This is a genomic window from [Mycobacterium] fortunisiensis, assembly GCF_019050325.1.
In the GTDB taxonomy this organism is placed as follows: Bacteria; Actinomycetota; Actinomycetes; order Mycobacteriales; family Mycobacteriaceae; genus Mycobacterium; species Mycobacterium fortunisiensis.
In genome coordinates this window covers 106,680-120,755 of the sequence record NZ_VOMB01000023.1, presented here as the reverse complement: position 1 = coordinate 120,755, position 14,076 = coordinate 106,680, and the positions used below count along the sequence as shown (strand labels likewise).

The window sequence follows — 14,076 nt, the reverse complement described above, 5'->3', positions numbered from 1 at the left end:
GCAGGCGGCGTCGCTGATGCTGGGCTACCCGGACGAGGGTCACGCCGAGCGGCTGGAGAATGCGGCCCGCCTGCTGGATCACGTCACCGGTGAGCCGCGCCGCCTGCTCGGGGAAACCGTTGTGGGGCTGAGTATCCGGTCCGGAATGGAGCTGGCCAGAGAGTACGTCGACACCTTCGATCTGCAGAAGCGGTCCACGATGCTGTTGACGTACTGGACATCGGGGGACACCCGCAACCGAGGCGCAGACATGGTGGAGTTCGCCCAGGCCTTCCGTGCCGCGGGCGTGCAGGTGCCGAAAGGTGAGGCACCCGACCACCTTCCGGTGGTGCTGGAGTTCGCGGCCACGGTGGATCCGGAGGTCGGGCGCCGGCTGCTGGCCAAGTACCGGGTGCCGATCGATGTGATCGCCCGGTCGCTGGCCGAGGCAGACTCGCCGTATGCGCCTGCGCTGGCCGCGGTGTGTGCCACCCTGCCCGTCCTGGCCCCGGCCGACGACGTGGTGCGGCTGATGCGGTCCGGCCCGCCCGCGGAAACCGTGGGACTGCAGCCGTTCCAGTTGACCGTGCCGCCGCGTCGAGTTCAGGGCGGCGTCTGATGTCGGGCTGGGTGATCTTCTGGGATGTGGTGCCGTACGTCACGCTGGCGGCGGTGGTGGTGGGCACCTGGTGGCGCTACCGCTACGACAAGTTCGGCTGGACCACCCGCTCGTCGCAGCTGTACGAGTCGCGGCTACTGCGCATCGCCAGCCCGATGTTCCACTTCGGCATCCTGGTGGTGTTCATCGGGCACGTCATCGGGCTGCTGATCCCCGAGTCCTGGATGGACCTGGTGATGAGCGAACACGTGTACCACCTGCAGGCGGTGATCCTGGGCGGCCTCGCCGGCGTCGCCGCGCTGACCGGCATCGTGCTGCTGATCTACCGGCGCCGCACGACCGGACCGGTGTTCATGGCGACCACGGTCAACGACAAGGTGATGTACGCCGTGTTGCTGGCCGCGATGGTGGCCGGGTTCGCCTGTACGGCGATGGGTGTCACTCCCGAGGGCGCCGAGCACGACTACCGCGAAACCGTGTCGCCGTGGTTCCGCTCGATCTGGATCCTGCAGCCCCGCGGTGATCTCATGGTGCAGGCGCCGCTGTACTTCCACATCCACGTGATGATCGCGCTCGTGCTGTTCTGCCTGTGGCCGTTCACCCGGCTGGTGCACGTGTTCAGCGCTCCGATCGGCTATCTGTTCCGGCCGTATGTCGTGTACCGCAGCCGCGACGTCGCCGGCCGGGGCGAACTGGTCGGCTCGCAGCCGCACCGGCGTGGTTGGTGATCCGTCGGTGCGATTGGTGACTTTCGGCTCTGCCGGGGCAGCCCGTCGGTCCGGCACAGTGGATTCATGGAACAGCTGACCGTCCTGGACGCGGCGTTCGTGGAAGCCGAGGACTCCGATCCGCATGCCAGCCTGGCCATCGGTGCGGTTGCCGTGCTGGCCGGCCCGATGCCCGACGCCGAGGCCGTCGTCGCCGCGCTGACCGAACGCGTGATGTCGGTGCCGAGGCTGCGTCAGCTGCTGCACACCCAGCCGCTGGACCTGGCTGCCCCGCACTGGGTCGATGACTCCAATTTCGATGTAGCCCACCATATTCGGTTTACGGCGTTACCCCGGCCCGGCGATGAGGCGGCGTTGAACCGGTTGGTTGCCGAGGTGATGGAACGCCGGCTGGACCGGGATCGGCCGCTGTGGGAGTGCTGGATCGTCGACGGCCTGCAGCACAACCGATGGGCCCTGCTGATGAAGGTGCACCACTGCGTGGCCGACGGGGTGGCCGCCACCAGGCTGCTCGGCCAGCTCTGCGACGATCCCGTCGTCGGGGACGATCCGGCCGGTCCCGCGGCCCGGCCGGGGTCGAACCCCGTCGAGTGGATCAGCGGCGCGTGGCGCACCACCCGGGCCCTGCCCGGTGCGGCGGTGCAGGCCGTGCGCGGCGCGTTCGACATCGCCGAGGGGCTGCTGCGGCCCGCGGCCGTGTCGTCGTTGAGCGGGCCGATCTCAAGCATGCGTCGCTACGCGGCGGTCGAAGTGCCGCTGGACGAGATCGAGAAGGTGCGCAGCCGGTTCGGCGTCACGGTCAACGATGTCGCGCTCGCCGCGATCACCGACAGCTTCCGGACCATGCTCATCCGGCGCGGGGAGCGGCCGCGGCGAACCTCGTTGCGCACCCTGGTCCCGGTGTCGGTGCGGCCGACCGGCGCCCGCGACGCCCTCGACAACCGGGTCTCGGTGATGCTGCCGTACCTGCCGGTGGAGAAAGAAGACCCGGTGGCCCAGCTGCGCAGCGTGCACGAGCGGATGGACCGGGCCAAGGGCAGCGGTCAGAGCCAGGCCGGAAACCTCGTGGTGGCCGCGGCGAAGGCGATTCCGTTTCCGTTGACGGCGTGGACGGTGCGGGCGCTGACCCGGTTGCCGCAACGCGGGGTGGTCACGTTGGCGACCAGTGTCGCCGGTCCGCGCGCTACCCTGCGGTTGATGGGACGCGACGTGGTGCGCTTGCTGCCGATTCCACCGTTGGCCCTGCATCTGCGCACCGGGATTGCGATCATGAGCTACACCGACCGGTTGGTGTTCGGCGTCATCGGCGACTACGACGCCACGCCCGATGTCGACGAACTCGCCACCGGCATCGAGCGGGCAGTCGAGCGGCTGACCGCGATCAGTACCGGCCACTGGCGCTCCACCCCGGTGGGGACCCTGCTGCTCGTCGAAGGAGGTTGATCATGGTGTCCAAGGGATCCGAGCTCGACGTGCTCACCCGCAGGCAGTGCTTGGATCTGCTGGACCGGGTGCGTGTCGGCCGCCTCGTCTTCACCGAGGACGCCCTGCCCGCGGTGCAGCCGGTCAACTTCCGGATGTGGCATGACGACGTGGTGATCCGGGTCGCCGGGGGACCCAAGCTGACCGCCGCGACCGACCATCAGGTGGTGGCCTTCCAGGCCGACGAACTCGACGCCGATCTGCACACCGGCTGGAGCGTGACCATCGTCGGGCATGCCGAGCCGTTGACCGATGTGGACGAACAGGTCGAGGTCGCCGGGACGTTCGTGCAGCCGTGGGTCGACGGCCGGCGCGACCATTTCGTCCGCATCCGGACCGAGAAGGTCACCGGGCGCCGGTTCCGCGACCGCGGCGTACCGCACTATCAGGCCGACAGCGAGGACTGAGACCGGGCACCACCCGTGGCCTTGCTGAGGAGAACCTGAGTAAATCCTGACGTTTTCCTGCGTGGAATTGACGCAACCGCAATACTGATGGCGCGCCGGGCGGCGCTGCGATCACGATGTGCGTTCAGGGGTGGGCCATGGCGTCAGGGAAGCGTGCACAGACCGAGCTGTCGCCGGCCGGTCCACCTGAGTGCAGATCCGCGACACTCAGTCCCCGCACCAAACACGTTGCCCGGGTTGGTGCTTTGGCCGTCGCCCTCGGGTTCGGTGCCGCCATGGCGTCGACTCCCGGGCTGGCGCTGGCCGAGGAGACCAACTCGGCGGCGACGTCGGAGTCTGCGTCGACGGCCACCGGCGGCGGCGCATCGGCGTCGTCGGGAGCGAAGACGCGACCCGGCGCGGCGTCGGCCAAATCCCCGAAGTCCGCCAAGGTGAACTCTGCCGACGCGGCCACCCGGCCCGGTAGGGCCAGGCTGGTCCCGAAGTCCAAGGAATCTGCTGTCACCCTCCCCAAGGGCGTGATCATCCGAAGTTCCGGCGGGGCGCGCACGAAGGATGCCGAGGAAGGCGCCCCGGACGAGGTCGCCGTCGAGGAGGACGTCGCCCTCGGCGAGGTCGAAACACCCGAATTGCCGGCCGAACTCGAGCCGACCCCCGAGGCTGTCGAGGTCGTCGAGGCTGTCGAGGTCGTGCCACCGCCGGAAAGCCCGATCGCCGAGCTCGTCGCCGGCGACGCCGCGTCGACGAACCCGCTGCGCCGTACCAGCGGCCGCCCCAGCTCGTGGTCCAAGAGCAAACTCGAGGCCCGCTCCAAGCCCGCCGATGTCGCCGAGGTCGCGGATGCCGGCGAGGCCGCGGCGCCGCTGGGCGCGGTGCGATCGGGTGCCGAGGAGCTCGGCCCGGTGCAGGCACAGGTGCAGGAACAGGCGGCGATCACGATCCCGCCCTTGCCCCTGCCGGGGCCGGACTCGCCCGAGCCGGTCAAGAAGGTGTGGAACTGCTTCTGCAACGTCTTCAGCACCGTGGCCCCCATCGCCCAGAAGATCGGCGGCCTGATCAACGAATACGTCATGCCCCTGCTGGCGGGTCCCGCCCCGGGGGAGACGCCGGATTCACCAGGGCTGTGGGCGGTGCTCGGCTGGGTGCGCCGGCAGGCAGAGCAGATCTTCTCCGCGCCACCGATTTCCGATTTCAGCGAGGCCGTCACGGCCTGGGGTGCCCTGACGCTGCAGCAGATAACCCAATCGTGCGGGGAGCCCACGGCGGGGCTGCCGCCGGAACTCGAACGCACCGTCATCGTGTCGGGACTCTCGGAGCCGGTGGATTTCCGGTTCCTGCCCGACGATCCGGCGAACACCGAAGACGGTGGCATCCTGATCGCCGAAAAGGGCGGGGCGATCAAGCTTTACAAGGAAGGGCAAGGCACCACCACGCTCGTGGTACTTCCGACGGAGACCGACTTCGAGAGTGGAATCGGCGGCATCGAGGTCGACCCGAACTTCGCCGAGAACCACTACCTCTACGTGTCCTACACCAACGGTGACGATGTCGACGTGCTGTCGCGTTTCACGCTCTCCGGTGACTCCACCACCATCCTGGCCTCCGAGCAGGTACTGATGGCCTCGGACCAGACGGCCGGACCGATCCACCACGGCGGCGAGATCTACTACGAGGACAACCCCGGGGACGCCCCGGATTACATCTACTGGGCCAAGGGCGACAACTCGGTCGGCACCAATGCCCAGGACCTGACCAACATCCACGGCAAGATCCTGCGGATCCACCCCGACGGAACGATCCCGACCGACAACCCGTTCTACAGCACACCGGGCGCCCGCCAAGAGATCTGGGCATACGGCCTGCGCAACCCGTTCCGGTTCGACGTGGCGCCCAACGGCCAGCTTCTCGTGGCCGATGTCGGCGACACCGCCTGGGAAGAACTCAACGTCGTGACCAAGGGCGCCAACTACGGTTGGCCCGGCGCCGAAGGGGTCTGTGTCGGTTGCGGTTACGTCAACCCGATCTACTCCTACGACCACGACACCCCGGCCGGGACCGCCTCGATCACCTCGGTCCTGGTCTACACCGGCGACACCCTCGGCGAGGAGTACCAGGGCAAGGTGTTCATCGCCGATTACACCCTCGGCTGGATCAAGGTGCTGACACTCGACCAGAACTACGCCAGTTACGTCAGCGAGCAGCCGTTCGACGGCCAGGCCGGCACCCCGGTACGGCTCGTGCAAGGGCCGGACGGCAACATCTACCAGCTGAACATCTACCCCGGCGAGCTGTCGATGATCGCTCCGTCCGGCGGCAACCGGGCGCCGACAGCCGTAGTGACGGCCACACCGTCCAACGGGTATTCGCCGCTGGAAGTGAACTTCTCGTCGGAGGGTTCCGGCGATCCCGACCCGGACACCACCCTGACGTACCACTGGGATTTCGGTGACGGCACGACCTCGACACAGGCCAACCCCACCAAGACCTACGACACCAACGGCACCTACACCGTGACGTTGACCGTGAGCGACGGCGAGAAGACGGGCCAGGACACCCAGTCGGTCACCGTCGGCAGCACCGCCCCGCACGACCTGACGATCACCACACCGCTGGGCGCACCGCTGGACAACACGAAATACAATGCCGGCGACACCATTTCGTTCACCGGATCGGCGTTGGACCAGGACGAAACCCTGCCGGACAGTGCCTACAACTGGACCGTGGTGTTCCATCACGCCGACCACATCCATCCGGTCACCAGCAACGTCGTCGGCAAGACGGGCAGCATCACCGTTCCGACCGACCCGCACAACTCGGCCGACACCTGGTACGAGATCAGGCTGACCGTCACCGACAGCAGCGGCCTGTCGACGACATCGTCGGCCAATGTCTACCCCAACACCGTCACACAGACGTTCACCGCGAGCGACCCCGAGGCGATCTTCACCATCGACGGCAAGCCGTACACCGGCTCCTACACCGAAACGTCCGTGGTGGGCGTCGAGCGTGTGCTCGGAGTCTCCTCACCGCAGTTCGTCGAGGACGGTCAGCTGGTGTTCGTCAGCTGGTCCGACGGTGGGGCCCCGACCCACACGATCGTCACACCCGACACCGACACCACCTACACGGTGGCCTTCGACAAGGTGCCGTCGGTGCTGTGAGGACCTTCAGTACCGCAACCGATCGTCGACCACTCGCACCGCGTGGTCCGGATGCTGCGTCGCATACAGCGGATGCAGCAGCATCGGGTGGCGGCAGTGCGCGCAGGAAGCCTGCGGGCGGTTCGCCGAGGCGAAGGTGAGGTGGTGGCATTCACTGCACCGGACCATGTAGCAGGCACCGATCCAGTTGGCCATCCCCACGTAGATCGCCACCGTGGTCCCTGCGGCGAGCACCATGATCAAGGCGACTGTGAGCGCTTCGTAAACCGTCATATTGGCACCTCCAAGCACGCCCATCACAACGTGACGGATACCTGAAACGGTACTCGCGATCGCTAGGCTTTCCGCGCCCGTTTGAACACCTTGGCCAGTTCCTTGCCGCGCAATCCGTTGAGTTCGGCCTTGCGGACCTTGTGCAAAACCAGCGGGCAGCGCTTGCACCGCGGCTTGCTGCGACAGCACTTCTTCTTGGGCTTCAGGCCGGCGATCTTTGCAGGCTTCAACGTGACGGGGCTCTCTCGTTTTCGTGATCGACCGACGTGCCTGCGAGAATAGCCGGGTGGATTCACGCCCGAGCTTTCGCAACGTCGCCATCGTCGCCCACGTCGACCACGGCAAGACGACCCTAGTCGATGCGATGCTGCGACAGTCCGGTGCCTTGACGCACCGCGGCGACGACGCGGTCGAACGCCTGATGGACTCCGGTGACCTGGAGAAGGAAAAAGGCATCACCATCCTGGCAAAAAACACCGCGGTGCACCGGCATCACCCGGACGGCACCATGACGGTGATCAACGTCATCGACACTCCCGGGCACGCCGATTTCGGTGGTGAGGTGGAGCGTGGCCTGTCCATGGTCGACGGCGTGGTGCTGCTGGTCGACGCCTCCGAAGGCCCGCTGCCGCAGACCCGGTTCGTGCTGCGCAAGGCGCTGGCCGCGCACCTTCCGGTGATCCTGGTGGTCAACAAGACCGACCGGCCCGACGCGCGGATCGCCGAGGTGGTCGAGGAAAGCCACGACCTGCTGCTCGACGTCGCCTCCGACCTCGACGACGAGGCCCAGGCCGCCGCCGAGAAGGCGCTGGACCTGCCGACGCTGTACGCATCGGGTCGGGCCGGCATCGCCTCCACCACCCAGCCCGCCAATGGCGAGAACCCCGACGGCGAGAACCTCGACCCGCTGTTCGACGTGTTGATGGAGCACATCCCGCCGCCCACGGGTGATCCGGAGGCGCCGCTGCAGGCGCTCGTCACCAACCTCGACGCCTCGGCCTTCCTGGGCCGCCTCGCGCTGATCCGCATCTACAACGGCCGGCTGCGCAAGGGCCAGCAGGTCGCCTGGATGCGTGAGGTCGACGGCGCGCCGGTGATCACCAACGCCAAGATCACCGAGCTGCTGGCCACCGAGGGTGTGGACCGCAACCCGACCGAGGAGGCCGTCGCCGGCGATATCGTCGCCGTCGCGGGCATCCCCGAGATCATGATCGGTGACACCCTCGCCGACCCCGACCACGCACACGCGCTGCCGCGCATCACCGTCGACGAGCCCGCCATCTCGGTCACCATCGGCACCAACACCTCGCCGCTGGCCGGCAAGGTGTCCGGGCACAAGCTGACCGCCCGCATGGTGAAGAACCGCCTCGACGCCGAACTCGTCGGCAACGTGTCGGTGCGGATCGTCGACATCGGCCGGCCCGACGCCTGGGAGGTCCAGGGCCGTGGTGAGCTGGCGCTGGCCGTGCTGGTCGAGCAGATGCGGCGGGAAGGTTTCGAGCTGACCGTCGGCAAGCCGCAGGTGGTCACCAAGAACATCGACGGCAAGCTGCACGAGCCGTTCGAGGCGCTGACCATCGACTGCCCCGAAGAGTTCGTCGGCGCCATCACCCAGCTGATGGCCGCGCGCAAGGGCCGCATGGAGGAGATGACCAACCACGCCGCCGGGTGGGTGCGGATGGACTTCATCGTGCCCAGCCGCGGGCTGATCGGCTTCCGCACCGACTTCCTCACCCTGACCCGCGGCACCGGTATCGCCAACGCGGTGTTCGACGGCTACCGGCCCTGGGCCGGGGAGATCCGGGCCCGCCACACCGGCTCGCTGGTGAGTGACCGGTCCGGCTCGATCACCCCGTTCGCGATGATCCAGCTGGCCGACCGCGGGCAGTTCTTCGTCGAGCCGGGCGAGGACACCTACGAGGGCCAGGTCGTCGGGATCAACCCGCGCGCCGAGGATCTCGACATCAACATCACCCGCGAGAAGAAGCTGACGAACATGCGGTCGTCCACCGCCGACGTCATGGAAACCCTGGCGCGGCCGCTGGACCTCGGCCTGGAGCAGGCCATGGAGTTCTGCGCGGAGGACGAGTGCGTGGAGGTGACCCCCGAGGTGGTCCGGGTGCGCAAGGTGGAGCTGACCGCCAGCCTGCGGGCCCGGGCGAAGGCTCGGGCCAAGGCCCGCGGCTAGCTTTCAGCGCCCTGGCCGTTACCGCCCGTGCCGCGCGCGGTGGCTGCGGGTCTTGTCGGGTCCGCTCTTCTTGACGCCGTCGGCGCTCTTCGCGGTGGCTCGGATCTTGGTGCTGACTTGTGTGGTGGCCTTGGGCTTTTCGGCCTTGGCGAGGTCTCCGGTCTCACCGGGGGTGGCCACCAGGCTCTTGGTGACGACGTTGGACTTCACCTGCTTCCCGGCATCGGCGTCGTCGTCGGCATTAGCGACAGCGTCGGGGTCGGTCGCTTCCTGAGCCACCGCACCCGCATCGTCCGCGGTGTCCGTGGAAGCTGTTGTGGTGTCCGGTGTTTCGGCAGGTGCGACGTTCAGCGTCACGGTCCTGGCCGACGGGGCCGAGGAGGTCACCGTCGCGGTGACGGCTTCCGGATCCGGTGTCGTCGTTGGGGTGAGTGCGGTGGCGATCGCCTCGCGGGCCATGCGCAACGTGGAGAACAGGCCGAGGCTGGGACCGAAGACGCCGCCCGTGCTCCCGTCGCCGTTGAGGAAGGTATCGGTGATGACGGCGGGCGCGGTGACGAGAGCGTTGACGAAACGGGCCGTGTCGCCGGCCTGTAGGGAATCGAAAAGTTCTTGGCCGACGTGTCCGGCGGCGGTCACCGTCGTGTAGCCGACGTTGATGATCCCGAGGGCCGGGGTCAGCAGCACCAAGGGGTCGTTCAGCAGGGTGAGCATGTTCTGCATGGGCTGCTTGATGACGTTGATCGCCGGGAGGATCAGCGGGAACGCCGAGAGCACCGGGGTGAGCAGCGCGGACCAGGCGGTGGCGACCGCACCGTCGATGTTGCCTTCGGCCAGTTGGGCGAGCGCCGCCTGCAGTTGCGCCGGAGTTCCGTCGGGGTTGCCCGGGTTGAACTGGTTGACCAATGACGTCGCCGCCTCGCCCAGCCCGTTGGCGAGGCCCTGCGCGGTGTTGAGCTGGTTGGTGATGATCGCCCGCAGGATGGGCGCGGGGTCGGCGAGTTCGTCGCCGATGAGCGTCCCGACGTTGTTCAAGGTGTTGGTGACGATCTGGAGATAGGCATCGATGGGGTTGACGCTCGCGGTCAGCTCCGTGACATAGGAGTGGACGGCGGGCACGGTCACATCCGGCATCGGTGGGGCGACGGGATTCATGGCGATGGCACCGGCCCCGATGAGCGCGACACTTCCGGTGAAATATGGACGGGCTGCGATTTTCATGGCATCTCCTTCAGTGTCAACCGAAATCCCCCGGCGGGTCAGAAGCTACCTGAGGGTAAGTTAATAATTCCGGTAATTCGGAGAAGCTGAATTCATTACTGGCCCGCCCGCTAAGCAGGCGGTTATCGGTGGAAACTAGCTGGTAGGGCAATTTTCTGACGTTTTTGCCGGCCCGGGATGGATGGGCTCGGAGTGTTGGCTGGTTTCGGTTGCATTGAATGGTCAGGTCTTGCCAGAAATGGACGCTCGGGTGTTCGAGTTCGCTGATGCTGAGCCCTTCGACGGGAAACGAAGGTCAATATCGACATACGTACCAGCCTTTACAATTGCTGGCTTAATGCCCAATGTGCTGACGACGCACAGATGATTGTCCGACGGGGGGTCATGGCGGCCCGGCGTCCACGGACTCCGGGACCGCGCCGGCGTGGCGTCCCGATCTTTGCGTCACGGGTCGATGGGCAATGAAATGTCAGGGTCCGCCACCTTCTTCCGTGTCGCCAGTTCGCCTCTGGTAGGTGGTTTCGGCCGCCGCTCCTGAGCATTGCCTGAGAGCGGCGGCCTGACCACACGGTTCAGTCGCTGGAGTGTGCTGACGCCCTCTTGTCGTGCCGGCCGCGGGTACCGGGCTTGTGGGTCCCGTTGGATGCTTTCTCGGCGTCCGCCCCGGGGGTGCCGGTCGCCGAGGAGCCCGTGCTGAGCGACGACGGCACCGGCGTTTGGCCGGCGGGCTCGGTGGACAGGCCGGTCTTGCCGGGCACCGCTTTCGCGCTGTTTCGGACCAGTGGGGCTGTCCGCGGTCCTGCATCCGATTCGGAGTTCGTGGTGGTCTCCGGTTCGGCCGGCAGGGCTGCCTCGTCGGCGGTGGTGTCAGATGATGTCCCCGCCGGTGTCGTCTCGGCAGACGCGGTGTCCGTTGCGGCGTCATCGGCATCGCCGGCGACCTCGCCCGTCGCCGCGGCCGTTGTGGGCCGGGCCGCCGCGGCCTCTGAGGTTTCTCGGGGCGGCGCTCCGAGCGCTTCGGCGATCGTCTCGCGGGCCTGCACGAAGCTCGTGAGCAGCCCGTTGATCAAGCCAACGGTTTCGCCTCCATCTGCGATGTCACCGACGAGAAGGGCGGTCGCAATGTGGGCGGGTGCCGAGACGATCGCGTCGGCTGCTGCCAGCGGATCGCCGGCGGCTGCCGCCTCGATGACGTCCTGGACGGCCGTCGCCGTGGTCCGCATCGTGTTGCTGATCGTTTCAAACGCGTTGAGGCCCAAGTCGAGAGCCATCATCGGGAGTGCGGTGACGACATTGGCGATGTTCTGGGCGATCATGCCGGGGATCGTCAGCGACTGCATGAATGGGCTGACAACCTGCAGTGCGGTGTGTTCGACGAAGGTCCACAGCGTCTGGATCGCGGCCTCGGCATCGCCGGTGCCCATCTGCGCGGCTGCATTTATCAGGACGCCGGGCAGTTCTCCCAGGGCCAGCACGCCGTTGCCTGCCCCATACGCAACGCCCACTGCAAGGTAGTTCAGATATTCGAACTGGTTGGCCAGTAACTGACTCAGAATCGGTGCCGGGTTTTCGACCACGGGTACCAGGGCGGCGGAGAGGAATGCGCCCGTCAGGACGATCAATTGCTGATAGGCCTCGGCGGCGGTTTGGCTGTCGTCGAGAGGTTGCAGTGCCCCGGGAAGTTCGGCGGCGGCGAGGTGCACCGACGAGAACTCGACCGAGTGTGTGCCGGTGTCTGGTATGGAGATCGGGCCCACGGCGATGATGCCGGCGCCCGCGATCGCGAGGCCGGCGGTGACGTAGGGCCGTAGTGCTTGTCGCAACGGAGTCTCCCTTTGAGTGAGGTGTGGTGTCGGTCACTCCGGCCGACGGCGCAGAGGTTATCTGAGAACACCCTGAGATGTATGCAAAGAACGACAATATTCGCTACGACGTCGCCTAGTGGAGTAGGGGAGCTAGTCATAGCAGCAGGTCAGTTAGGTTATATGAGGAGCTCGCGAAGTATTTGCGACTTGAAATATTTGGATCTATTATGTCACCGTTGATACTCGTCGACACGCCTTCCGTGCAGTGCAGGTGCGCGGCGGCAGCGCGGGAGGCCGGTCGATACCCTGAGTAGCGTGCCGACACCCCTCCGCCGCGCCCACCTGACGATCGGGGCGCTCATCTCGGTGCCGGCGCTCTTGTTCAGTGGCTGTACGGTCAGCCCGCCGCCGGCGCCGCAGAGCACCGAAACGACGGAAACCACACCGCCGCCGCCGATGAAGGCGACCCAGATCATCATGGCGATCGATTCGATCGGTCCGGGGTTCAACCCGCATCTGCTGTCGGACCAGTCGCCGGTGAACGCGGCCATCGCCGCCCTGGTACTGCCGAGTTCGTTCCGGCCGGTGCCCGATCCGAAATCGGCGACCGGCTCGCGCTGGGAGCTGGACCCCACTCTGCTCGAATCGGCCGAGGTAACCAGCCAGAACCCGTTCACGGTCACCTACAAGATCCGCCCGGAGGCGCAGTGGACTGACAACGCACCCATCGCCGCCGACGACTACTGGTATCTGTGGCGCCAAATGGTCAGTCAGCCAGGCGTTGTCGATCCGGCCGGCTATGACCTGATCACCGGTGTGCAGTCGGTGGAAGGGGGCAAGCAGGCTGTCGTCACCTTCTCGCAGCCCTACCCGGCCTGGCGGGAGCTGTTCAACGACATCGTGCCGGCCCACATCGTCAAGGACATTCCCGGGGGTTTCGCGGCCGGGCTGGCCCGGGCGATGCCGGTGACCGGCGGCCAATTCCGGGTGGAAAGCATTGACCCGCAACGTGATGAGATCCTGCTGGCCCGCAACGACCGGTACTGGAGCCAGCCGGCAAAGCCCGATCAGGTGTTGTTCAGACGGGGCGGGGCGCCGGCCGCGCTCGCCGACTCCATCCGCAACGGCGACACCCAGGTGGCCCAGGTGCACGGGGGCGCGGCAACGTTCGCGCAACTGAGCGCGATCCCCGATGTCCGCACCGCCCGCATCGTCACGCCGCGGGTGATGCAATTGACCCTGCGCGGTCAGCGGCCGCACTTGGCCGAAGCCCAAGTGCGCAAGGCGATCCTGGGCTTGATCGATGTCGACCTGCTGGCCTCGGTGGGCGCCGGCGACGACAACACGGTGACGCTGGCACAGGCTCAGGTGCGCTCCCCGTCCGATCCCGGCTACGTGCCGACCGCACCGCCGGCGATGTCACGGGAGGCCGCCCTGGATCTGTTGCGCGCCTCGGGCTATGAGGTCGAGGCTGCCCAGGTGTCACCGGCCCCAGGCGGTGCGCCCGCACCCGACAACGGCCGCCCACGCATCACCAAGGACGGCGTGACGTTGTCGTTGGTGTTGGGCGTGGCCTCCAACGACCCCACCTCGGTGGCGGTGGCCAACACCGCGGCCGATCAACTGCGCAACGTCGGCATCGACGCCTCGGTGCTGGCGCTGGATCCCGTTGTGCTGTACGGCGATGCGCTGACCAACAACCGCGTCGACGCCGTCGTCGGCTGGCACCAGGCCGGGGGAGACCTGGCCACCAGCCTCGCGTCCCGTTACGGTTGCCGGGCGCTGGAGGCGACGGCGGTCTCCACGACGGTTCCGGGCGTGACACCGTCGTCGTCACCGAAGCCCAGCACCACGATCGCCCCGGCGCCGGCCACCACGCCCACGTCTACACAGCCGGCCCCCGCGCCGGATTCCGACGCCTTGGTGCAGGCGCCGAGCAACATCACCGGCATCTGCGACCGCGGTATCCAGCCGAAAATCGATGCGGCGCTGGATGGTTCGGCGAACATCGCCGAGGTGATCCAGGCTGTGGAACCGCGACTGTGGAACATGTCGACCGTGCTGCCGATCCTGCAGGACACCACCATCGTGGCGGCCGGGCCGAGCGTGCAGAACGTGAGCCTGACGGGCGCCGTGCCGGTCGGCATCGTCGGCGACGCGGGCGGGTGGACGAAAACCCGGTAGCACCACGCAGTGGGCCCCCTCAGACGAGG

At 67.2% G+C, this 14,076-nt stretch carries 11 protein-coding genes; 7 read left to right on the top strand and 4 right to left on the bottom strand.

Features of this window, described 5'->3' with window-relative positions; genetic code table 11:
- Positions 1 to 16 precede the first annotated feature (16 nt).
- The 5 genes from narJ (at position 17) to FR943_RS20815 (ending at position 6,376) form a co-directional block, all read left to right on the top strand.
- Positions 17 to 598 (top strand): nitrate reductase molybdenum cofactor assembly chaperone, encoded by a 582-nt coding sequence (narJ, locus tag FR943_RS20835; RefSeq protein WP_217160421.1) that lies wholly within the window; start codon positions 17 to 19, stop codon positions 596 to 598.
- Positions 598 to 1,326 carry a respiratory nitrate reductase subunit gamma gene (narI, locus tag FR943_RS20830; protein ID WP_217160167.1) on the top strand — a complete coding sequence of 243 codons (729 nt, stop codon included), beginning with the start codon at positions 598 to 600 and terminating at the stop codon, positions 1,324 to 1,326. The genes narJ and narI overlap by 1 nt, the downstream gene beginning before the upstream one ends.
- A 66-nt stretch (positions 1,327 to 1,392) precedes the next feature.
- A complete protein-coding gene (locus FR943_RS20825; protein WP_217160166.1) occupies positions 1,393 to 2,769 on the top strand; it encodes a WS/DGAT/MGAT family O-acyltransferase in 1,377 nt (458 codons plus the stop codon).
- Between the two features lie 5 nt (positions 2,770 to 2,774).
- Positions 2,775 to 3,215, top strand: a complete 441-nt coding sequence (locus FR943_RS20820) for a pyridoxamine 5'-phosphate oxidase family protein (RefSeq protein ID WP_217160420.1) — start codon at positions 2,775 to 2,777, stop codon at positions 3,213 to 3,215.
- A 275-nt stretch (positions 3,216 to 3,490) separates the two neighbouring features.
- Complete coding sequence (locus FR943_RS20815; RefSeq protein ID WP_275957474.1) at positions 3,491 to 6,376, top strand: PQQ-dependent sugar dehydrogenase; 2,886 nt, start codon at positions 3,491 to 3,493, stop codon at positions 6,374 to 6,376.
- Positions 6,377 to 6,382: 6 nt separating this feature from the next.
- On the opposite strand, the gene FR943_RS20810 is transcribed toward FR943_RS20815, so the two are convergent.
- On the bottom strand, positions 6,383 to 6,649 hold the full coding sequence (locus FR943_RS20810) for a hypothetical protein (protein ID WP_217160164.1): 267 nt from the start codon (positions 6,647 to 6,649) through the stop codon (positions 6,383 to 6,385).
- Positions 6,650 to 6,711: 62 nt separating this feature from the next.
- A complete protein-coding gene (locus FR943_RS20805; RefSeq protein WP_217160163.1) occupies positions 6,712 to 6,879 on the bottom strand; it encodes a hypothetical protein in 168 nt (55 codons plus the stop codon).
- A gap of 56 nt (positions 6,880 to 6,935) precedes the next feature.
- On the opposite strand from FR943_RS20805, the gene typA reads away from it, so the two are divergent.
- Positions 6,936 to 8,837 (top strand): translational GTPase TypA, encoded by a 1,902-nt coding sequence (gene typA / locus FR943_RS20800; RefSeq protein WP_217160162.1) that lies wholly within the window; start codon positions 6,936 to 6,938, stop codon positions 8,835 to 8,837.
- 18 nt (positions 8,838 to 8,855) lie between these two features.
- On the opposite strand, the gene FR943_RS20795 is transcribed toward typA, so the two are convergent.
- Both FR943_RS20795 and FR943_RS20790 read right to left on the bottom strand, forming a co-directional pair.
- A complete protein-coding gene (locus FR943_RS20795; protein ID WP_217160161.1) occupies positions 8,856 to 10,058 on the bottom strand; it encodes a hypothetical protein in 1,203 nt (400 codons plus the stop codon).
- A 572-nt stretch (positions 10,059 to 10,630) separates the two neighbouring features.
- Positions 10,631 to 11,881, bottom strand: a complete 1,251-nt coding sequence (locus FR943_RS20790) for a hypothetical protein (RefSeq protein WP_217160160.1) — start codon at positions 11,879 to 11,881, stop codon at positions 10,631 to 10,633.
- Between the two features lie 297 nt (positions 11,882 to 12,178).
- Between FR943_RS20790 and FR943_RS20785 the strand changes: the two genes are divergently transcribed.
- A complete protein-coding gene (locus FR943_RS20785) occupies positions 12,179 to 14,047 on the top strand; it encodes an ABC transporter family substrate-binding protein (protein ID WP_217160159.1) in 1,869 nt (622 codons plus the stop codon).
- Positions 14,048 to 14,076: the final 29 nt, after the last annotated feature.